Origin of the sequence: Chryseosolibacter indicum (assembly GCF_018598585.1) — a bacterium.
Lineage (GTDB): Bacteria > Bacteroidota > Bacteroidia > Cytophagales > Cyclobacteriaceae > Chryseosolibacter > Chryseosolibacter indicus.
In genome coordinates, this window is record NZ_JAHESD010000002.1 from 76,356 (window position 1) to 98,530 (window position 22,175).

General features: G+C 39.3%; 18 protein-coding genes. 13 read left to right on the forward strand and 5 right to left on the reverse strand.

Features of this window, described 5'->3' with window-relative positions; translation table 11 throughout:
* Nucleotide 1 precedes the first annotated feature (1 nt).
* The 5 genes from KK060_RS01125 (at nucleotide 2) to KK060_RS01145 (ending at nucleotide 4,630) form a co-directional block, all read left to right on the forward strand.
* Nucleotides 2-760 (forward strand): patatin-like phospholipase family protein, encoded by a 759-nt coding sequence (locus KK060_RS01125; RefSeq protein WP_254151558.1) that lies wholly within the window; start codon nucleotides 2-4, stop codon nucleotides 758-760.
* A complete protein-coding gene (gene hutU, locus KK060_RS01130; RefSeq protein WP_254151559.1) occupies nucleotides 757-2,766 on the forward strand; it encodes a urocanate hydratase in 2,010 nt (669 codons plus the stop codon). Before KK060_RS01125 ends, hutU begins: the two co-directional genes overlap by 4 nt.
* Before the next feature lie 48 nt (nucleotides 2,767-2,814).
* Entirely contained in the window at nucleotides 2,815-3,315 is a 501-nt protein-coding gene (locus tag KK060_RS01135) for an autotransporter domain-containing protein (protein WP_254151560.1), read from the forward strand.
* A 75-nt stretch (nucleotides 3,316-3,390) separates the two neighbouring features.
* Nucleotides 3,391-3,999: a porin family protein gene (locus KK060_RS01140; protein WP_254151561.1), complete on the forward strand. Its 609-nt coding sequence runs from the start codon at nucleotides 3,391-3,393 to the stop codon at nucleotides 3,997-3,999.
* A gap of 133 nt (nucleotides 4,000-4,132) precedes the next feature.
* A complete protein-coding gene (locus KK060_RS01145; protein ID WP_254151562.1) occupies nucleotides 4,133-4,630 on the forward strand; it encodes a putative outer membrane beta-barrel protein in 498 nt (165 codons plus the stop codon).
* A gap of 53 nt (nucleotides 4,631-4,683) precedes the next feature.
* On the opposite strand, the gene tyrS is transcribed toward KK060_RS01145, so the two are convergent.
* The 4 genes from tyrS to KK060_RS01165 form a co-directional block, all read right to left on the reverse strand.
* On the reverse strand, nucleotides 4,684-5,970 hold the full coding sequence (tyrS, locus tag KK060_RS01150) for a tyrosine--tRNA ligase (protein ID WP_254151563.1): 1,287 nt from the start codon (nucleotides 5,968-5,970) through the stop codon (nucleotides 4,684-4,686).
* Between the two features lie 82 nt (nucleotides 5,971-6,052).
* Nucleotides 6,053-7,612, reverse strand: a complete 1,560-nt coding sequence (locus tag KK060_RS01155) for a SulP family inorganic anion transporter (protein ID WP_254151564.1) — start codon at nucleotides 7,610-7,612, stop codon at nucleotides 6,053-6,055.
* 25 nt (nucleotides 7,613-7,637) lie between these two features.
* Entirely contained in the window at nucleotides 7,638-8,282 is a 645-nt protein-coding gene (locus KK060_RS01160) for a carbonic anhydrase (RefSeq protein ID WP_254151565.1), read from the reverse strand.
* 135 nt (nucleotides 8,283-8,417) lie between these two features.
* Nucleotides 8,418-8,705 carry a hypothetical protein gene (locus tag KK060_RS01165; RefSeq protein ID WP_254151566.1) on the reverse strand — a complete coding sequence of 96 codons (288 nt, stop codon included), beginning with the start codon at nucleotides 8,703-8,705 and terminating at the stop codon, nucleotides 8,418-8,420.
* Between the two features lie 218 nt (nucleotides 8,706-8,923).
* Between KK060_RS01165 and KK060_RS01170 the strand changes: the two genes are divergently transcribed.
* The 8 genes from KK060_RS01170 to KK060_RS01205 all read left to right on the forward strand — a co-directional run bounded on the left by KK060_RS01170 (nucleotide 8,924) and on the right by KK060_RS01205 (nucleotide 20,219).
* The gene (locus KK060_RS01170; RefSeq protein WP_254151567.1) at nucleotides 8,924-9,394 is read left to right on the forward strand and encodes a pyrophosphohydrolase domain-containing protein; all 471 of its coding nucleotides are present in this window, start codon (nucleotides 8,924-8,926) and stop codon (nucleotides 9,392-9,394) included.
* A gap of 234 nt (nucleotides 9,395-9,628) precedes the next feature.
* Nucleotides 9,629-10,516 (forward strand): MFS transporter, encoded by an 888-nt coding sequence (locus KK060_RS01175; protein WP_254151568.1) that lies wholly within the window; start codon nucleotides 9,629-9,631, stop codon nucleotides 10,514-10,516.
* A gap of 90 nt (nucleotides 10,517-10,606) precedes the next feature.
* Nucleotides 10,607-12,649 (forward strand): carboxy terminal-processing peptidase, encoded by a 2,043-nt coding sequence (locus KK060_RS01180; RefSeq protein WP_254151569.1) that lies wholly within the window; start codon nucleotides 10,607-10,609, stop codon nucleotides 12,647-12,649.
* A gap of 191 nt (nucleotides 12,650-12,840) precedes the next feature.
* A complete protein-coding gene (locus tag KK060_RS01185; protein WP_254151570.1) occupies nucleotides 12,841-15,933 on the forward strand; it encodes an ATP-binding cassette domain-containing protein in 3,093 nt (1,030 codons plus the stop codon).
* Between the two features lie 70 nt (nucleotides 15,934-16,003).
* Nucleotides 16,004-16,459, forward strand: coding sequence for a hypothetical protein (locus KK060_RS01190; RefSeq protein ID WP_254151571.1), 456 nt, complete (start codon nucleotides 16,004-16,006; stop codon nucleotides 16,457-16,459).
* Between the two features lie 67 nt (nucleotides 16,460-16,526).
* Complete coding sequence (locus KK060_RS01195; protein ID WP_254151572.1) at nucleotides 16,527-17,429, forward strand: histone deacetylase family protein; 903 nt, start codon at nucleotides 16,527-16,529, stop codon at nucleotides 17,427-17,429.
* 473 nt (nucleotides 17,430-17,902) lie between these two features.
* Nucleotides 17,903-19,606, forward strand: a complete 1,704-nt coding sequence (locus KK060_RS01200) for a GMC oxidoreductase (RefSeq protein WP_254151573.1) — start codon at nucleotides 17,903-17,905, stop codon at nucleotides 19,604-19,606.
* A gap of 28 nt (nucleotides 19,607-19,634) precedes the next feature.
* Nucleotides 19,635-20,219: a gluconate 2-dehydrogenase subunit 3 family protein gene (locus tag KK060_RS01205; RefSeq protein WP_254151574.1), complete on the forward strand. Its 585-nt coding sequence runs from the start codon at nucleotides 19,635-19,637 to the stop codon at nucleotides 20,217-20,219.
* A 106-nt stretch (nucleotides 20,220-20,325) separates the two neighbouring features.
* Here the strand turns inward: KK060_RS01205 and KK060_RS01210 are convergent, their stop codons facing one another.
* Nucleotides 20,326-22,167, reverse strand: a complete 1,842-nt coding sequence (locus KK060_RS01210; protein ID WP_254151575.1) for a gamma-glutamyltransferase family protein — start codon at nucleotides 22,165-22,167, stop codon at nucleotides 20,326-20,328.
* Nucleotides 22,168-22,175 lie beyond the last annotated feature (8 nt).

A 22,175-nucleotide genomic window follows, 5' to 3' on the forward strand; every position in this document is an offset into this window, starting at 1 on the left:
GATGAAGGTAGGTTTGGTACTTTCCGGTGGCGGAGCGCGTGGCATTTGCCATCTCGGGGTTATTAAGGCGCTTGAGGAGTTCAATGTAAATATCAGTTGTATCTCAGGAACAAGTGCTGGTGCACTGACGGGGGCCTTATACAGTTATGGTTACAAGCCAGAAGAAATACTGGAGATGGTACTAAAAACCAGTTTCTTCAAGTCTCTTCATATTGCCTGGACATGGAAAGGCCTTTTAAGCATAAATGGATTGCAGGAGGTTTTATTAAAGTACCTGCCAGAGAACACTTTCGAAGCACTGAAAATACCACTAGTTGTTGCAGCTACTGATATTAAAAGAGGCCGTGTTGAATACTTTTCCAGAGGTGAATTAATACCAACACTTCTAGGTTCCAGCTGTGTGCCCGCCGTCTTTGATCCTTTTAGATTTAATGGTGCACTATATATTGATGGAGGCGTGCTTGATAATCTTCCTGCCAAAGCCATTGCTGATAGGTGTGAGGTTATTATTGGTTCACACTGCAATTTTATAAGTTCAGAATTTGATGTAAAGAATTTGCGATCCGTTGTTGAAAGAACGTTACTCATGGCTATTAATGGCAATACAACCATTAGCAAAACATTATGCAAAGTTTTAATTGAGCCACCGGATGTAGGTAAGTATAGTGGTTTTGATTTGGGGAAAGCCCGGGAGATTTTTGATATCGGTTATGCTTATACTAAAATGAATTTCAGTCCCGATCAACTGGTAATACAATGAGTAAAACACTGTCGTTCAAAGAGCAAATACTTCAGGGTATCCCTGATGTATTACCTGAAAAAAAAGGATATGATGTGCTCGCCAACCATGCTCCGAAGCGAAAAAATATATTAACTATCGACGAGAAGAAGTTGGCGATACGAAATGCACTTCGGTATTTTCATCCGAAGCATCATGAGGTTTTGGCGCCTGAGTTTTATGAAGAACTTCAAAAATTCGGACGCATTTATATGTATCGATTTCGACCGGAGTATGAAATGTATGCACGACCTGTTGAGGAGTATCCGCACCAGTGTTTGCAGGCTGCGGCTATCATGCTCATGATTCAAAATAATCTTGACCCTGCAGTGGCACAACATCCGCACGAGTTGATTACGTACGGTGGCAATGGAGCCGTGTTTCAAAACTGGGCTCAGTATCTGCTCACAATGAAATACCTGGCCCTCATGAAAGAAGACCAAACACTTCATATGTATTCAGGGCATCCCATGGGTTTGTTTCCTTCTTCTAAGGATGCTCCCCGTGTTGTTGTTACCAATGGAATGATGATACCCAACTACTCGAAGCAGGATGATTGGGAGAAATTCAATGCATTGGGGGTAACACAATATGGTCAAATGACAGCTGGATCTTATATGTATATAGGCCCGCAAGGTATTGTGCATGGCACTACGATCACCATTCTTAATGCAGGACGAAAGATAGTAAAGGCAGGCGATGGTCTTGAGGGAAAACTGTTTGTCTCTTCAGGGCTCGGCGGTATGAGTGGTGCTCAACCCAAAGCGGCAAAAATAGCAGGATGTATTTCTGTGGTAGCCGAAGTTAACGAGAAGGCTATCTACAAACGGCACCAGCAAGGCTGGCTAGACGAAGTAGCAACTAGCCTTGATAGCCTATGTGAACGTGTTAAGAAAGCCGCAAAACAAAAAGAAACGGTCTCTATTGCCTATGCGGGTAACGTAGTTGATGTATGGGAGCGGTTTTATGAAGAAGATATAACCATTCATTTAGGATCTGATCAAACTTCGTTACACAACCCATGGTCAGGTGGTTATTACCCTGCCGAGCTCTCATTTGAAGAGGCTAATGAAATGATGGCAACAGATCCTGAACAATTTAAGTCTTTAGTGCAAGCTTCATTACGAAAGCATATAGATGCCATTAACAAGCACACCATTAGAGGAACGTATTTCTTTGATTACGGAAACGCATTTTTGCTTGAAGCTTCACGTGCAGGAGCAGATGTTATGGCGGAAAATGGTATTGATTTTCGCTATCCTTCCTATGTACAAGACATTATGGGGCCAATGTGTTTTGATTATGGTTTTGGGCCTTTCCGATGGGTTTGTGCATCTGGGAAACAGGAAGATCTTGACTATACAGATAAGCTTGCCAAACAAGTTCTTGAAGACATGCTTAAAATCGCCCCGGAAGATATTCATCCTCAGCTCAATGATAATATAAAATGGATAAGTCAGGCTTCTGAAAATAATCTGGTAGTGGGTTCGAAGGCCAGAATTTTATATGCGGATGCTGAAGGAAGAATCAAAATAGCTAGGGCATTCAACAAGGCTATTCAGGAAGGTAAAATAGCTCCCGTAGTTTTAGGGAGAGATCATCATGATGTTTCTGGAACAGATAGTCCATATAGAGAAACTTCTAATATCTATGACGGATCACGGTTTACTGCAGACATGGCGGTACACAATGTTATCGGTGATTCATTTAGAGGTGCAACATGGGTTTCTATACATAATGGTGGGGGAGTAGGCTGGGGTGAAGTAATCAATGGCGGATTTGGTTTGTTATTAGATGGCACTGAAAAAGCGTTGAAAAACTTACATAATATGTTGTACTACGATGTGACTAATGGCATAGCCAGACGCGCATGGGCCAGAAATTCGAACGCTTTAACTGCTATTTCAAGAGAACTTCAAAATAATGATGACTTAAAAGTGACTTTGCCTTACATAGTAGAGGATAGGCTTCTGCGTAAATATTTTTGAGTATGCTTACATTTTGTAATTTTGCTGCCTAAACTTCAAAAACTCACTATGAAAAAATTTTTACTTATTGCAGTAGTTATGGTAATGGCATTTGCAGCTAATGCTCAGATTGAAAAGGGCGCTGTTCTTTTAAGTGGTGGATCAAATCTTAGCTTCATGTCAATCAGTCCTGATAACGGTGACAGTTTTAGCAGATTTAGTTTAAATACAAAAGTAGGCTACTTCTTAATAGATAATTTGGGGGCAGGTTTACGCCTTGATTATAATAAACAAGATGAATGGTCTGAAACGATAATTGGCCTTTTCGGTAGATATTATGTAAACGGAAATATTATCGTTGGAGCTAACTTTGCATCCTACAAAGAAAATAATGAAGGAAGATGGGATCCTTCAGGTGTAGGATTAGGAATAGAAGGTGGATATGCGGCTTTTATTGGTAAAACCTTTGCAGTCGAGCCAACACTGAATCTTGATTTAATATCCGGGGATTACGATCAAACCCGTTTTGGTTTGAATGTTGCCTTAACCTTATATTTAGGAAGGAATTAAAAAACTAAGCCTTTGCAAAAGCAAAGGCTTTTTTTTGGAATGATTTTGGTTTAACCTCCGGAAAAAAACAACGTTATGAAAACAAAATTATCATTGCTCATTGTTACAATCTGTCTTGCTGCAAGCCATGCATATTCGCAAGCTGAATTTGCAATAGGTATCAAAGCAGGACCGAATTTTGCAAGCTTAGACACTAAAGCCAGTGCAGGTGAGAACTACAAAAGTAGAACTGGTTTTCATGGTGGTGCTTTTGCGCTAATTAAATTAAGCAAGATTGGTATCCAGCCAGAAATTATCTTTTCTCAGCAAGGAAGTAAAGTGGAGTTTAATGGTGCGGATATAGAGTCGAATTATAATTATATGAATGTTCCTATCATTCTTAAATTGTATACTATTGCGGGAATCAACATACAGGCAGGCCCACAATTTGGCTTTATAACAAAGGCTGAAGAGACATTTGATTACAATGGAGATACAACCACTGAAGATATAAAGAATCAATTAAAGGGCTCAGATATCAGTTTAGGGCTTGGCTTGGGTTGGGATCTACCTTTTGGCTTAACTATTGATGGAAGATATAACCTTGGTCTTTCGAAGATTAATGATGCTCCAGATAGACCAGAAGCAAAAAACCAAGTTTGGCAGTTTTCAGTAGGCTATAAGTTGTTTAAGTTTGGCAACTGACCTTTTAATATGAGATTTTTTAATCATGCTCTAATTATTACATCAATCAATTCGATGTTTGCATTAGCAGCGATTAAACTGGATATTTGTTCTAAATAATTAAATAACTTTTTAAACCCCTTTAAAAACAATTATGAAAAAGGTTTTATTATCAATCATTGCAGTAGTTGCAATTACATCTGCATCTTTTGCTCAAGGAAGAGCTTCATTAGGTCTTGAGTTAAACTTACCTATGGGAGATTTTGGTGACGTTGTTGGTTTAGGAATTGGTGGCACTGTAAGGTATGAGGGTAAAATAAATGAAAACCTAAATTGGTTAGGAACAGCTGGGTATGTTTCGTTTTTGGAAAAGGATGACTCTGGCTTCACTGCTTCTATTATACCGATTCAAGGAGGTGTGAAATACTATTTTAATGAAAGTTTTAATGGATTTTATGGCGGTGCTGAATTAGGTGCGCATATTGTAAGCGCTAAATTTGGAGATGAGTCAGACAGTGAAACTAAATTTGGTTTTGCTCCGTCGGTTGGATATCATTTAGGAAATATTGATATCTCCGCTAGATATCAAATCATTTCTGATGCTGACTTTGTGGGTTTCAGATTAGCTTATGTATTTGGCAGTGCTGAATAATTAACTAACAAAATGTACTAGAGAGGCTGTCTGTAAGGTAGCCTCTCTTTTATTTACTGTTCTTCGACCACAATCAAATAATAATTCTTCTTTCCCTTTTGCGCAAGCAGATACTTATTTTGGAGTAATTTCACTTCAGGCTTTCCGTTAGCATCCTCAACCTTCTCTTTATTAATACTTACACCACCGCCCTGAATCATCTTGCGCGCTTCGCCTTTAGATGCAAATACAAGACCTTTTGTTACTGTTGATAATAGATCAGTTACGGTAGGGGTATTCTCAAGTTCTCTCCTGGCAATCGTAGTTTGAGGAACTCCCTCAAAAACAGCAAGCAGTGTATCTTCATCCAGGCTCTGTAATTCTTCAGTAGTTGAATTACCAAATAGAATATTCGACGCCTTTACTGCGCTTTCATAGTCCAATTGGGAGTGAACCCGTATCGTTATATCTTTAGCAAGAGCGGATTGTAATTTCCTCAGGTGAGGCGCAGTGGTATGTTCTTGTATGATGCCATCAATCTCTTCTTTTGTGAAGTGTGTAAATATTTTAATGAAATTGGCAGCATCTTTATCTGAAACATTCAGCCAGTATTGGTAAAACTTGTAAGGAGATGTTTTCTTGGTGTCAAGCCAGATATTACCTCCTTCAGATTTTCCAAACTTAGTTCCGTCAGCTTTGGTGATAAGACGTGTTGTTAGTGCGTAGGCATCACCATCCGCTTTTCTACGTATTAATTCGGTACCCGTTACAATATTTCCCCATTGATCTGAGCCACCCATTTGAAGTTTACATTTCTTGTTTTCGTAAAGCCAGTAAAAATCATAGCCTTGCACCAACTGATATGTAAATTCTGTAAAAGACAATCCTGTTTCTAATCGCTTCTGAACAGAGTCTTTAGACATCATGTAATTAACGGTAATATGCTTACCTACATCCCGGATGAAATCCAGAAACTTAAATTCCCTAAACCAATCGTAGTTATTCACCATTTCGGCTGCATTACTTCCTGAAAAATCAAGGAATTTCTCAAGTTGCTTCTTTACGCAATCCACGTTGTGACGGAGTACATCTTCAGACAACAGGTTTCTCTCTGCTGACTTCCCTGAGGGGTCTCCAACCATTCCTGTTGCGCCGCCCACCAACGCAAATGGCTTGTGTCCGGCCCGCTGAAAATGGAGCAATGTCATTATTTGGGTGAGGTGCCCTATATGAAGTGAGTCTGCTGTGGGATCGAAACCAATATATCCTGAGGTTGACTCTTTCATCAATTGCTCTTCCGTTCCCGGCATAATATCATGCAGCATTCCGCGCCAGCGAAGTTCTTCAACAAAATTCTTCATTTGAGGTAATTTGGCGCAAAGATAAAAAAGTAAAGAAGAGCAGGTTATCCTGCTCTTCTCTTTTTAACGGTCGTTGAAAGAATTAATGACTTGCAGCAAGTTCGACGTGTGGAATGCTCACTGTCTCAACAGTAATGTCTTTACCAGGAGCGACATGGAGTTTGAACTCGTTGATAATCTCTAAAACGTCATAATCAATATGCACTGAATTTGAGCCATCTATTATAACTTTTGAGTTTTTAGGTAGCTCTTCGAGTTTCATCTGTATGCTTGCTTTGTTTAAAAATGTAACTTCTTCTGATAGGTGGATAATCACTGTTTCACCATTTGCCTCCGGCTTTTTCTTTACACGGTATGAATGACGGAAATTTTCCCTCAAAATGAAGAAAATAGCAACAACCATTCCTATACCGATGCCTTTTAGTAAGTCGGTGCTTAAAATAGCAATCACTGTAACTATGAAGGGTATGAATTGATGCCATCCTAATTTATACATTGATCTATAAAGGGATATTTTAGATAGTTTATAACCCACCATCAGTAAGATTACTGCAAGGCTGGCCAAGGGTATCTGGTTCAGGAAGGTTGGAATAAATATAGCGGATAACAAAAGGATCAAACCATGGCATATGGTTGAAACTTTGCTTGTTCCCCCCGCACTAATGTTTGCCGAACTCCTTACAATTACCTGGGTGATAGGCAGCCCACCGATTAATCCTGAAATCATATTGCCTAATCCCTGCGCTTTTAATTCCCGGTTTGTTGGTGTAGTACGCTTTAATGGATCAAGCTTATCTGTTGCTTCTACGCAGAGCAACGTTTCAATACTTGCAACAAGGGCAATTGTAATTGCAGTAATATATACCTGTGGATTTGTTAATCCATTGAAGTCAGGTAAGCGGAAGAAACTGACAAATTCCGAAGCTGATCCCGCCACTGGAAGTTGCACCAAATGTTCTCCTGAAAGTTGCCAGTCTGGCATTGCTGTTCCGAATAGTTTGTTGAGTGCAATTCCAGTCAATACAACAAACAAGGCGCCTGGAAGGAATTTAAATAGCCCTATTCGCTTCATGAACGACTGTTCAAAAAGAATCAGTAGCCCTAAGGAAATCACGCTGATTATAATTGCACCTGGGGAGTTGTACTGAAAGGCATAGAACAACTCAGTAAAGGTATTATGACCATCCGTTTGCTCTAAGGCGAAGTCTCCCATGAAGTCTTTATCGTACCCTAGCGCATGGGGTATTTCTTTCAGTATAAGTGTTAAGCCGATTGCCGCAAGCATTCCTTTAATTACTGACGATGGAAAGTAATAACCAATAATTCCAGCTTTAAGAAAGCCTGCAATCATTTGGATAACACCAGCAAGAAAAACAGAAAGAATAAGTAACTCAAAACTTCCGAGGGTGTTTAACGCACCAAGAACAATTACTACCAATCCTGCAGCAGGCCCTGATACCCCAATGGCAGAGCCACTTGCTAAACCAACAACAACACCCCCCACTATACCGGCTATTATACCCGAAAATACAAGATCAGATTGTTGGGTAGATGCCAATCCTAATCCTAAGCAAAGTGGTAATGCAACAAGAAATACCACCAAGCTCGCTGATAAATCATTCTTTATGTTCTTCAACGACATTTTAGTTCTTCTATTAATTGACGACTTAGACTACAACACTAGGTTCCATTCTGAAAATAGGTGGTAACTTACCCTGGTTATCAAAGCTCTCATTAAGATCTTTGATAATACCTGTCTTCAGATTATAAACCCACGCATGGACTTTAGGCTCATTCCGATTTGCCCAAGCATTCTGAATAATTGAAGTTTTTGTTAAATCGAAAACCTGTTCAATTACATTTAGCTCAACAAATCGATTAAATCTTTCTGTCTCGTCTTCAATTGCATCTAGTTCTTCTGTATGAAGTCGGTATACGTCTTTAATATGACGTAACCAATTGTCTACAAGGCCGTATTGTCCGTGGCCCATCGCAGCTTTAACGCCGCCGCAGCCGTAATGTCCGCATACTATTACATGTTTTACTTTTAATACATTTACAGCGTAGTCAAGTACACTCAACATATTCATGTCTGAGTGAACTACCATATTGGCAATGTTCCGATGAACAAAAATATCTCCTGGTTGCGTGTTGGTAATTTCATTGGCGGGAACCCTGCTGTCGGAACAGCCAATCCATAGAACTTGAGGACTTTGACCTTTTGCTAATCTTTCAAAAAATTGAGAGTCCTCCTTTAACTTCTCTTTGACCCAACGCTTGTTTCCTTCAAGAAGTGATTTATACATGTCCATACAATGTTTTGTTTTTAAGGTGATGAATGCGCAACCGCAGATATGCAGATGCATAAATGATTAGATAATCTCCACAAAAGTTATTATGTGGATTTAATAGAAAATACAGATTAATAAAAGATTAAAACTTTTACCTTAAGCAGTATGGAATTCGGGAGGGGGAGAAAAGATCTGTTTATGACCATCAAGTGTCATAATATTGCTAAAGATCTTATTTCTTTGAGTTTCTGTTGTACAAATTATTCGGTAATGACAAATGTGTTCTTCTAATGAAAGAATGACTTCTTTGATATCGTCTCCTCCTGACTCACCAGATGAATTCGTTTCCTTTTCTTCTTCGAGACCTGAAGTTACAAAGGTCTTAACAAGTGTACTATTTTTATCAATGCCAAGCATCGCTACTTCGGCAAGAAAGAAACTCATGTTCAAAAAGGTTATCCCCGCAACAAACGAGAATAATCTTTGAGCAAATATGTTTCTTAGTAGCTTCATGTCAAATTACCAATGCAAAAGTAGTTAATTTTTTTTAAACAGTGCGTTTTGCTTTCTTGTATACTCAGTTTTACGGCTAAACTACATTTAGGTTAGGCTAAACAGCTGATTAATATAGTTATATAAATGTTAAATTTTTTAAAATTAGTATGGAACAACCCGATTCATTAAATCTTGTAGCAGAATTTCATAAAACTTTTAGACACCCTATTCTAGAGAAGCCAATAATACCATCGGAAAATAGGTGTAAGCTGAGGGTAGCTTTACTGGCCGAAGAATTGAAGGAACTTGAAGTGGCGATTCAGGAGAAAGACATTGTAGGAGTAGCTGATGCGTTATGCGATTTGCAATACGTACTTTCTGGTGCAATTTTAGAATTTGGATTAGGTGAAAAGTTTAAAGCTTTGTTTGAGGAGGTGCAGCGTTCAAATATGAGCAAAGCATGTAATTCCGAGGCTGAGGCAGAGGAGACCATAGCGCATAATAAACAGAAAGATGGCACTGAATGCTATCATGTGAAGGAAGGAGATAAATGGCTGGTATACCGAAAATCTGATAACAAGACTATCAAATCAATTAAATATAGCCCCGCGGATTTAAATCGTATTCTTGAACCATAAGAGTATTAAAACCCAATATTTCATTAATCCAGAGCATTTTTTGTTACCCAATACCTAAATGCAACAATTGCCTGGTCAAGCTTTGAAAGTTTTGTGATATCCCGCTTACTGTATCGTGGCAGAATATACTTATTTATCCTGGCTAGGAGTTTAAAAATGGATTTTTTCATGACTTAATATTAGAAAGCAGCATCAATTGTTTAAATTTTTATATTTAAACAATTAACTACAAATATGGAAAATATTCATTCGAGTCCTTTTCTTGAGGGGTGGCATTCAGCAATGTTAATAAGTGCAATTGTAATGTTTCTCGCAGGTGTCCTAGTTTTCTTATTTCACCATGGAAAAATTGCATCCTTAAAAACATTTAAAGAAAAGTATGATTTTGCCAGCAGAAGGGAGATTAAGAATTATGAATTGGTATTTATTTTCCTTGGCCTTGGAGCCGCTATGCTTATCAACAGGTATGGCATGGATTCATTGAAGGAAATGGGCGTATGGTTTTTTGTTCGCTTATTTATCTCAATTGCCGGAGGTACACTGGTTGGCTATATCGCTTTTCTGATATTGGAGTATTACTATCCGTCCAAGCTTGATAAGAAGCTTAAAAAATGGAGGTACGCCCCTCGTATTAATCCTAAGACCGGTAATACGATGAGGCTTTTGGCGGAACATGAAGAGGATGTACACCTTGATGCGGGCATGAAGGCGGAAGAGGATGTTTTCTCTATTGATTATGATGTTTGGATTGATGAAAAAACGGATGACGTTATTATAGAGAAATATCAGGGTCATTTACAGGGCTTAAAATGTGGAAATTGTGGGTTCTTTACCCTCCGGGTCGTGCGGGAGGAAATTACGAAACAACCAACCCTTAATACCCCTGGTGAATTAATTAAACATTATGAGTGTTCTTATTGCCAGTCAGTAAGGCATACAGCTTTCAATATTTCAACCATGGAAGCTTCTGATTACAAAAAGGCGAAACATAATAATAAAGCGGAAAAAGATGTTGTTCTGGTTAAAGTTGAGATCAGATCAGCGTCAGGAAGTTCTAAATTCTTTGAATTTGGCGACCTGGTACAGGCGCAGAAGTTTCTCACGACAATAGATGATAAATAATTTAAATAGCGGCATTGAATTTGGTACGACTTTGTATACCAACTTTTAATTATGTTTTTTTGTTAGTGTGGTAGAACCGAAATTAATACGATGAAGAGAATTTTGTTAGGAATTATTGCAGGGCTTGGGCTTGTTATCCAATCCTTGGCTTTTACTGCCCCTTCAGATACTACTGAATTAAAGGCAAAACCAATTTATGGAAAGGAAGCGAAGGTAATTGCTTATATACTTGATAATAACCATTACCGTAAGTTACAACTTAGCGATTCTCTTTCTTCTGCGATCTTGGATGGTTATGTTTCTAATCTAGATAACAATAAGACTTACTTTACTGCTAAAGATATAGCCTCATTTGAAAAGTATCGATATGTTATAGATGATCTTACAAGATCTGAAAATGTAGATCCTGCCTTCACTATTTATAGTGTTTTCAAAAAACGTTTTGATGAGCGTATGACATATGTAATTAATAATCTTGTTAACAGGGATTTTGATTACACTACAGATGAGTTTTACGAAACAGACCGTGATAAAGAACCATGGTGTAAGAATGAAGCTGAACTTAATGAGGTTTGGAGAAAAATTATTAAAAGCCAGGCATTAAGCTTAAAGCTAGCAGGTAAGCCAGCGGAAGAGATAAAGAAAACATTAAAGGAGCGATATGAGCGTCTCATCAAATCGTATACAAAAGATGTAAACTCAGAAGATATCTTCGGAATTTACATGAATACGATCACAGAAGCGTATGATCCGCATACCAATTATTTCTCGCCTGCAGCCGCTGACCGATTTAAGCAAAGCATTAGCCTATCATTAGAAGGAATTGGTGCAAGACTTCAAACTGACAATGACTATACCAAAGTAGTTGAAGTACTTCCTGGTGGACCTGCGGAAAAAACCGGCCTTGTGAAAGTTAATGATAGAATTGTTGGGGTCGGTCAAGGTGACAGCGGCGAAATAGTAGACGTTATTGGGTGGCGAATTGATGATGTTGTAAAACTTATTAAGGGGCCTAAGGGAACGAAAGTAAAACTTCACGTACTTCCGGCTGAGAAAGGAGTAAGCGGTAAGCCCGATGAAATAGTACTTGTTCGAGATAAGATTAAGTTAGAGGATCAGCAAGCCAAGAAGAATGTGATCAACTATCAGAAAGATGGTAAAGCAATGAAGCTAGGCGTTATTACACTGCCAAGCTTTTACATGGACTTTGAAGCCTATCAAAAGGGTGATCCTAACTATAACAGTACAACACGTGATGTGCAAAAACTGATCAAGGAACTACAGACCGAAGGTGTTGATGGTCTTGTACTTGATTTAAGAAATAACGGTGGTGGCTCTTTGGCAGAGGCGATTGATCTTACAGGTTTGTTTATAAAAAATGGGCCCGTGGTGCAGGTGAAGAATTCAGCAAATCGTGTTGAAGTAGGTACAGATGATGACTCTAATATCGCTTATAGCGGGCCGCTGGTAGTGCTAACCAATCGTTTCAGTGCATCAGCGTCAGAGATATTTGCAGGTGCCATTCAAGATTACCATAGAGGCGTTGTGGTTGGAGAATCTACTTATGGAAAAGGTACTGTTCAGACTGTAATTGATTTAGATAGGTTTATTACTGATGGGGGCAAAGATGTAGGTCAGTTAAAGTTAACTTTTCAAAAATTCTATAGGGTAACTGGTAGCAGCACGCAGCATAAAGGCGTAACTCCAGATATTAAACTTCCAAGTGCGTTAAGTTCAGAGCAGTTCGGTGAAAGTTCCAGTAAGAGTGCTTTGCCGTGGGATGAAATACGTGGTACTCTATATCAAAGAACCCCAATTATTAATGATAGGATAATAGCAGCTCTCAATAAGAATTACGTTGAGCGACTAAAGAACGATCAAACCTTAGGTCGATTCGTTACGGAAACTGAAGAGGCTAGAAAAAGTCTCAAAGACACAAGAATTTCATTAAATGAAGCAGTGCGTAAAAAGGAGATGGAGGAGGCAGAAAAACGCTCGGCGTCGGCGAAGTTGAATACCAAAATCGGCTCTAAAGAGTTACCAATAACGACAAATCTTAACGACCTCGACGATGAATATTTGAGAGAAGGTCTTTTTGTACTTTCTGATTTAATCACATCTAAAATAGGGTAAATATGTTTTTTAATTAAAGCAGTAGCTTTATGTTGTTATAAGAATGGTATTAAAGTCTTAGACTTTAATACCATTTTTTATTTACTCCATTTAACTGATGCAGCGTCTTTATAGGAGAATCTACAGGATATGAGCTCAGGTTTTTGCATTATTTCTCCATATTATTACTATTTTGGAGCCATACTAAACCAATGAGTGAAGAACTTCTTAAAGCTATAATTCAGCTTTTTGCCATTGTTGCCCGTGAGCGTATTACGGAAGATGAGAGAACGAATGTTAAGGAGTTTCTTAGCGTTCATCTGAATCGTGAAGCCACGGCCTATTATCTTAAGCTGTTTGATGAATTAACCCATACCAATAAAATAGTAAGCAGTCAGGATTTAAGCAGTCTCGATGTAGATACACAACAATTTGTTGATGATTGGGCGAAGATCATGCAGATTGTAAAACAGGTAAACCAGGCACTTACCATGCAACAAAAACTGGTTCTTGTTGTAAAGATCATAGAGCTTGTTTCTTCGGATAGCATCTCTGACAGGCAGGGCAACCTTATATTCTATATTGGGCAAGCGCTAAAGATTCCCAAGGTTGATGTTCATGCGCTACAGAACTTCGTTATCGGTCAAGATATTGACGAGCTCGCTTCTAAAAACATATTAATAATTGATGAAGGATCTGATGAGAAGTCTTATCCCAACCCTCGAATCGTAGCCAAGAACCTTACAGGCCTTATCGCTATATTGAGACTTCCGGATGCTGAGGCTTATTTTATTAAATATCTCGGTATTACCACTCTTTATTTAAATAGTATTCTCCTTAAAAGCCGGAAAATCGACATCTTTCCTACAGGCAGTACTATTCGTGGAGATAAGATTGAATCCATTTACTATAGCGATATCGTCAGTCGCTTTTTAACAGGTGAGCGTAAATCAAGAATTACCTTTACGGCTGATCACCTGTTTTATCATTTCAGAAGCGGAAGAGCCGGCCTTCAGAATATCAATATTGCAGAAGAGGGAGGGAAGCTAATCGGGATCATGGGTTCCAGCGGATCAGGAAAGTCAACGTTGTTAAATGTATTAAACGGGACAGAAAAACCTTCAAGTGGACGTGTTCTTATTAATGGTATTGATATACATGAGCATCCGGACAAGGTACACGGTATAGTAGGTTATATCCCGCAAGATGACCTTCTGATTGAAGATCTTACTGTTTTCGAAAACTTATATTTTGCTGCTCAACTTTGTTTCGGACATTATACGAAGGACCAAATTATTAAGCTCACAGATCAAATCTTATTGAACCTGGGTTTGACAGAAATAAGAGATCTAAAAGTTGGCTCGCCTCTTGAGAAGACGATTAGCGGCGGACAAAGAAAGAGACTCAATATTGGGCTCGAGCTATTACGCGAACCTGCTGTGTTATTTGTTGACGAGCCAACTTCAGGGCTTTCTTCACGTGATTCAGAAAATATCATGGACCTACTGAAGGAACTTTCCCTTCGTGGTAAGATGGTATTTGTTGTTATACATCAACCATCTTCTGACATCTTCAAGATGTTTGATACACTGGTAATCACAGACGCAGGAGGGTTTCAAATCTACTATGGTAATCCTGTTGAAGCTGTTGTTTATTTTCGCGAAGTTATAAATGCTGCAAATAAAAGTCAGGGTGCATGTCCCGAGTGCGGTAACATCAATCCTGAACAGATTTTTAGCATCATTGAGACAAAAGTTGTTAACGAATATGGAAGACATACAACCACACGGAAGATTTCTCCTGGGCAATGGTATCAGTATTTTAAGCAGCGTATCAAACTTCCGAAAGTACAACACGTCTCAGAGCAATTACCAGTAACTCAGGAAATACCGAGTTGGTTTAACCAGCTTAAGATATTTATACAACGCGATGTGTTGGCAAAGCTTGCGAATAGACAATACATGTACATAAATCTTTTTGAAGGACCTGTGTTGGCGTTCTTTATTGCTTTTATGGTTAAGTACTACAATGTGCTTACGGGTGAGCAGGAGTATACCTTCTACAACAACCAAAACATCCCGGTTTTTTTCTTTATGAGTGTCGTGGTGGCTCTATTTTTCGGTCTTACCATGAGCGCGGAAGAAATTTTCAGAGACAGAAAGATTTTGAAGCGCGAACAGTTTCTTCACTTAAGCAGGAGCAGTTACCTTGTTTCGAAGGTGTTTGTAATGTTTTCTATTTCGGCAATTCAAACCATACTATTCATACTTGTAGGTAATTATATCCTTGAAATTCCGATCACTGAAATTCGCTACTGGCTGATATTATTTACATGTACATGTTTTGCAAATATGCTCGGGCTTAACATCTCAGCATCGTTTAATTCAGCCGTAACCATTTACATCCTGATTCCTATCCTTATTATTCCGCAGTTGTTATTAAGTGGTGTAGTAATAAGCTTCGATAAATTTAATCCAAGTGTGGGCAAGCCTGTAGGTATTCCGATAATGGGTGAGATTATGGCGTCGCGATGGGCTTTTGAAGCCTATATGGTTACTCAATTTAAAGACAATCCCTTTGAGAAGCAGTTTTATGATCTAGATAGAACAGCAGCGCAGGCAGAATACAAGCGTGTATATTATATTCCTAAATTGGAATCAAAACTGACCTTTTGTCTTAACAACCGGCAGTCGTGGCATAACCCGCGAGATCAGAAAGTGACCGACGCATTAAATCTGCTTAAGAACGAAATAACTTATGAGCTTGAGTATGTAGGTAAAGATAAATTTCCGATGCTCGAACGTTTGGTAGTAGGAAAGTTTGACTCTGCTGTTTTCGTCCAAACCAATACTTTTTTAAAGACACTGCGTGAATATTATAAGATCCGACAAAATAGGGCCCTAGAAGAAAAGGAGGATTTGATTGCGCGTTTGAATAAGACTCCTGAGGATATAGCTCAATTTTCTGAAATGCGGAACAGGTACGTTAATCAGGCGGTAACAGATGCAGTGAAGAACATAACCAGCGTTGATAGGATTATTGAGTATGACGGGAGGCTCATTCGTAAAATATATCCTATTTATATGGACGAGCATCGCCCTTCCTACTGGCTCGACTTTTCTGCTAACTTATTTCAGCCTACTAAATATTTTGCCAGCTTTCACATTGATACATTGTATTTTAACATTGCAGTAATATGGTCAATGACCGTATTTCTTTTTATAACACTTTATTTTGATGTACTAAGAAAGATTATCAAGTTATTAGAAGGTAATAGAAAGTATAAGCGAAGAGATAGGAATTAATACTGGTCGGCAATATTTAATTATACGTTCTCTAATAGCATATAGGATTTAATAACTAAAAAATACCAATATGAATCTAAAGCAAATATTTAAACTATGTATTTTGATCTGCGCTGTACTCACAATATATTCTTGTGGTACAAAAAAAGAAGATAGCACGCAGGAAGAGCAAACATCATCTAGCAATAATTGGAAGGAAATGGATGATTTTCATATGGTAATGGCAGAAACTTTTCATCCATATAAAGATTCAGCAGACCTTGCGCCAATAAAGTCAAAAGCAAAAGAGCTTTATGCGGCTGCAGATAAATGGACTAGCTCACCACTTCCCCAAAAAGTAGATAATGAAGGGATGAAGACAAAACTTCAGACACTGAAAAGCGAAACAGAAGTATTGGCTGATGTGGTACAGACAGGTGAGGATAAGGCTGTAGGTGAGCAGTTAACGAAGGTACATGACTTGTTTCATTCTATCCAGGAAGATTGGTACGGCGGACATGGTCATAGGGAGGAGCATGAACATTAATGTGACATTTTTGTTTTAAGTTGGCAGTTGCATTATCGAAACTTCTGTAAAAGAAAGACTGCCAACTATGTTAAAAATCGCCTGGACAGAAAATTACGTTTTATCGCTACCTCCAAATCATCGATTCCCGATGAGTAAATACGAAGTCTTGCCACAACAGCTTCTTCATGAAGGTACAATCAGGGAAGAGAACCTTTTTCGACCTCTGCCAATTGAAGAAAAATGGATATCTCGAACACATAAAGAAGAATACTGGTATAAACTCAGAACACTTTCGTTAACACCAAAAGAGATAAGAAGAACGGGTTTTCCGCTGACAGAAGAACTGGTTAATCGTGAAGTAACAATCATGAATGGAACATTGCTATGTACCCACTCTGCGTTTGAGTTTGGTATATCTATGAATATTGCAGGGGGTACACATCATGCATTTACGAACAGAGGAGAAGGCTTTTGTTTACTGAATGATATTGCAATTGCAGCAAATTATTTGCTGGAACAAAAGCAGGCAGAAAGGATATTGGTTATTGATCTGGATGTGCATCAGGGCAATGGCACAGCAGAGATATTCAAAGACGAGCCGCGAGTGTTCACATTTAGCATGCACGGTGCAAACAATTATCCCCTCATCAAAGAAAAATCTGACCTTGATATTGCCCTTGCTGATTTTACTGATGATGCTTTTTATCTCAAGACGCTCGATGCTAACTTGAAAAACATCTTTGATACTTTTCAGCCCGATTTTATCTTTTTTCAATCCGGTGTTGATATTTTATCTACTGACAAACTTGGTCGGCTAAGTGTATCACGCGAGGGGTGCAAGCAACGCGACCGTCTTGTTCTAACCTTGGCTTACAAAAACAAAATTCCGTTAGTAGCCAGCATGGGCGGAGGATACTCTCCCGATTTCAGAGACATTATAGAAGCGCATGCAAATACATATCGGTTGGCTCAAGAGATTTATTTTTGATGCCTTTACTGAATACAGTCATTGCACATAGGTAGGTTTTGGGGAGGATTGAAGCAATAGCCTTCCAAAATAGAAGGGCTTGAGAAGAGTTATTAATTTAATGTTCACCAATCCCTTATACCCCTATATAAAGTACCGACATTGGTGGTCAGATATGAACTGCTAAGTAAGCAATATAATCACCCTACGTCTCCATAAGGTCGGACGTAAACACCTTCTAAACTTCCATTATAAAAACATCTGTTCATTGCGTATTGCTTACACTTTTGGGTAGTATTGTTAAACTCCGCCAAAGGCCTGTCTCTTTTAACCTGATTATGAAGAAAAGACTTTTCCTTTCCTGTTGTTTTTAAAGAAAAAGGAGGGAAATCTTTAAGAATATGTTAAAACCTGTTAAATTTTATTTTAACGGCATCAAATTATGCGAAATTAATCGGTTCAATCGTTTAAATTTAGCGCAAACTTTAATTGACATGTTCCTGAACGTAGACGCAGAAAAGAAGAACACCTATGATGCAATTGTCGTTGGTACAGGTATCAGTGGTGGTTGGGCCGCCAAAGAATTAACTGAGAAGGGCCTTAAAACGCTTGTGCTTGAGAGAGGCAGGATGGTAAAACATCCCGATTATCCTACCGCCACTAAAGATCCGTGGGATTTCCCAAACGCAGATCGCCCGACGCAAGAAGATCTTAAAAAGCAAGCTGTACAAAACAGAACAGGATATACGATCCGTCAATCATCAAAACATTGGTTTGTTAACGACCTTGAAAACCCATATACTGAAGTAAAACGATTCGATTGGATGCGTGGATATCACGTTGGTGGTCGTTCAATTATGTGGGGTCGCCAAAGCTATCGTCTAAGTGATCTAGATTTTGAAGCCAATGCGAAGGATGGGATTGCGGTTGATTGGCCTATTCGGTATAACGATCTTGCTCCATGGTATGATTATGTGGAAACTTTTATAGGGGTAAGCGGTAATAAAGACGGACTACCACAATTGCCCGATGGTAAGTTTCTTCCGCCAATGGAGCTGAACTGTGTTGAACTTGAGCTTAAGAAAAGCTTAGGCGATAAGTTTGGTAGAGCGCTTACAATTGGAAGAACAGCTCATGCAACAGCACCACTTCCTCATAGCCCTCAACGTGGCACGTGCCAGTTTAGGAACCTTTGTATCAGAGGTTGTCCTTATGGAGGATATTTTAGCAGTAACTCTTCAACGTTACCTGCTGCTGAGAAAACTGGTAATATGACCTTACGTCCAAATTCTATTGTTTCCGAATTGATTTATGATGAGAAGCAGGGTAAGGCGACAGGTGTTAAGGTACTTGATGCAGAATCAGGTGAAGAGATGGAGTTTTATGCAAAAGTAATATTCCTGTGTGCTTCAACTTTTGGATCAACATTCATCATGCTTAATTCAATTTCAAATCGTTTCCCTAACGGATTTGGAAATGATAGTGGTGAACTAGGTTGTAACATTATGGATCACCACTTGAGTGTTGGCGCATCGGCACAGGTGGAGGGTTTTGATGATAAATATTATTCAGGAAGACGCGCAAATGGTTTCTACATTCCTAGATATAGAAATGTAGGTAAAGACAAGCGTGACTACATTAGAGGTTTCGGATATCAAGGGGGAGCAAGCCGTCAAGGCTGGTCATCAATGGTTAAAGAATTAAGCATTGGTGCCGCATTAAAGGAGGCCGTAAGCAAACCTGGCTCTTGGACAGTAGGTATGGGAGGTTTTGGAGAAATTCTTCCTTATCACGAAAACCGAGTTACACTTAATAAGGATCTTAAAGACAAGCATGGCTTACCAACATTAACTTTCGACGCGGAATTGAAAGAGAATGAATACAAGATGCGTGTAGATATGGCTAATGATGCTGCTGAGATGCTTTCTGCTGCTGGTTTTAAGAATGTTGGTACTTACGACAATAAAATTGGTGTTGGTCTAGGTATCCACGAGATGGGAACCGCTAGAATGGGTAGAGACCCTAAGACTTCCGTTCTTAATAAATGGAATCAAGTTCATGCATGTAAAAATGTGTTTGTAACTGACGGATCGGCAATGACATCTTCTGCATGTCAGAATCCTTCTTTAACATACATGGCTTTAACAGCACGAGCCGTTGACTATGCAGTAAAAGAGTTAAAAAGACAGAATCTTTAATTGAATTTAAAATCTAACGATAAAAGCTATGGATCGTAGAGAAGCTATTAGACGAACTGCATGGATCATGGGGGGCATAGTATCAGCCCCTGCTATTGCTGCCGTTCTTAAAGGTTGTAAAGCAAAGCCAGAACTAGGATGGAAGCCTGTTTTTCTTTCAGAAGAGCAGGCTGCTATTGTTTCAGAGATTGCTGAAATCATTATCCCTAAAACGGATACACCAGGAGCTAAAGATGCAGGTGTTCCTGGGTTTATTGATCTGATTTTAAAAGATGTATACAAGAAGGAAGACCAGGACCTTTTTCTTGAAGGTTTAAAAGCATTCAGTCAGGAGGCAGAGAAGGAAATGGGGGATTCGTTTCTTGAGCTAAGCCATGAACAGCAAAGCGAGTTAGTTAAAAAGAAACACGATGCCGCAATTCAGGCAGAACAGGAGTCTAAGTCGGCACAGAACAGGCCTTTTATTCTTGCAATGAAAGAGTTAACCATGCTGGGATTCTTTACTTCTGAACCTGGAGCAACTTTGGTATTGCAATATGAACCTGTACCAGGTGCATATAAAGGATGTATTCCGCTTGCCGAAGCCGGTAATGGAAGAACTTGGGCGACCTAGAAAGCAATAAGTAGTAAGATAAATACAAAAGGTAACGAATCATTTTACTTTGATTCGTTGCCTTTTTTGCTTTATCAAGCTGAGCAGTCATCTGATGCACTTTTTCCTACCACCCAATTCCATAGTCTTCGCCATGATTACTAGATCCTCCCCAGAAGCTACCATGTTTCCAATCGAAGTAGATGGCGTTGATAGGTCCTGAGGTGCGATCGTCAAACGACAATTTGTATCCCATCTGAACAAGCTCTTTCCTTACGTAGGGAGGTGTACTTTCATGGAGTAAGATGTTCCCTGGTTTTGGCTTTCTGTCTTCTCCACCAAGAGAAAGATAGAATTGATAGGTGTTTATGTTGAAAGCTTCAGTTGCCTCTTGTACGTTCATACCGAATTCAACAACGTTAAGAAAGAATTGAAGAAGATTTTGATCTTGTGTATCACCACCTTGAACCCCAAAGGAAAGATAAGGTTTTCCATCCTTCAATGCCATTGTAGGTGTTAAGGTTACACGGGGTCTTTTACCTGGCTCAACAACATTAAATGGATTTAATTTAGGGTCGGTAACAAAACTTTGCATTCGTTGGCTCATACCTATACCTGTACGTCCTGCGATACAAGAAGGAATCCATCCGCCACTTGGAACTATAGACACAACCCATCCATCTTTGTCGGCGGCCTCAACTGAGGTAGTACCCAGCCAAACCTGGTCTAAATATTCCTGAGTTAATCCTGTTGAAGGCTTGTCAAGTGATGCATGGCTCCATTGTCTCAGATAATCCTGATAAGGATTGGTTTTCCCTTCAAAAGGGTAGGGATCTCCCGGTGTTACTTTTGCATCATTCTTTTCCCAATTTAAACTCTTCAATCTCTCTTTTGCATACTCTTTAGAGAGCAATCCCTTAATAGGTTCTTCTGGCGCCAAGTATGGATCGCCATAATAAAAGTCACGATCGGCAAAAGTCATGTTCATAACCTGGTAAAGCGTATGCATATACTTGGCAGAGTTAAAACCCATGCTTTTCAGATCAACATTCTCAAGTATGTTAAGAGCTTGCAACATCATCGGTCCCTGCGTCCATTGAGAAAGCTTGTATACTTCAATTCCTTTGTAGTTCACTTTCAAAGGTTCTTCCTGTACGGGTTTCCATCGTGCAAGATCCTCAAGCGTAATCAATCCTCCCTGTTCTTTGCAACCACGAACAAATTCCTGTGCAATGTCTCCTTTGTAGAATCTGTCTTGTGCTGCATATATCGCTTCTTTTCTGCTTTTTCCTTTTTTTAATGCTTGTTGCTCTGCTTCAATCATCTTGCGAAGCGTTTGTAATAAATCGGGTTGTTTAAATATCTCGCCTGCCTCTGGTGCTTCTCGAGGTTCGCCTAAATGAGGAAGAAAAACAGTTTTCGAATAGGGCCACTCTTTAATGCGTTCTTTTGTTCTTTCTATGCTATTTGCAGTCTGGGTTTCAATTGGATAGCCTTCAGCAAGCTGCATGGCAGGAGCAAGAACCTCTTTTAAACTCATTGTACCATATTCTGCAAGCATCAGGCATAAACCACCAGGAGTACCAGGGGTCACCGCAGCAAGTGGTCCGTACTCAGGAGGATAGTTCATTCCTTTACTTTTGAAAAATTCGGCAGTGGCACCCGTAGGAGCGACGCCTAACGCATTAATGCCAATAACTTTTCTTGTTTTAGGATTATATATCAAAGCTTGTGTTTCCCCTCCCCAGCTCAAAACATCCCACATAGTACAAGTAGCAGCAAGCATGGCGCATGAAGCATCCACAGCATTGCCACCCTTCTGAAAGATCATTGCTCCTGCTGTTGCAGCAAGTGGTTTGCCAGTTATTGCCATCCAGTTTTTTCCATGGAGCACCGGCTTCTGGGTCTGTTGGGCCAGCCCCGCCTGTATGGTTACAGCGAAAAGGAGTGGTGCGAAAAATTTCCTCATAGTAAAAT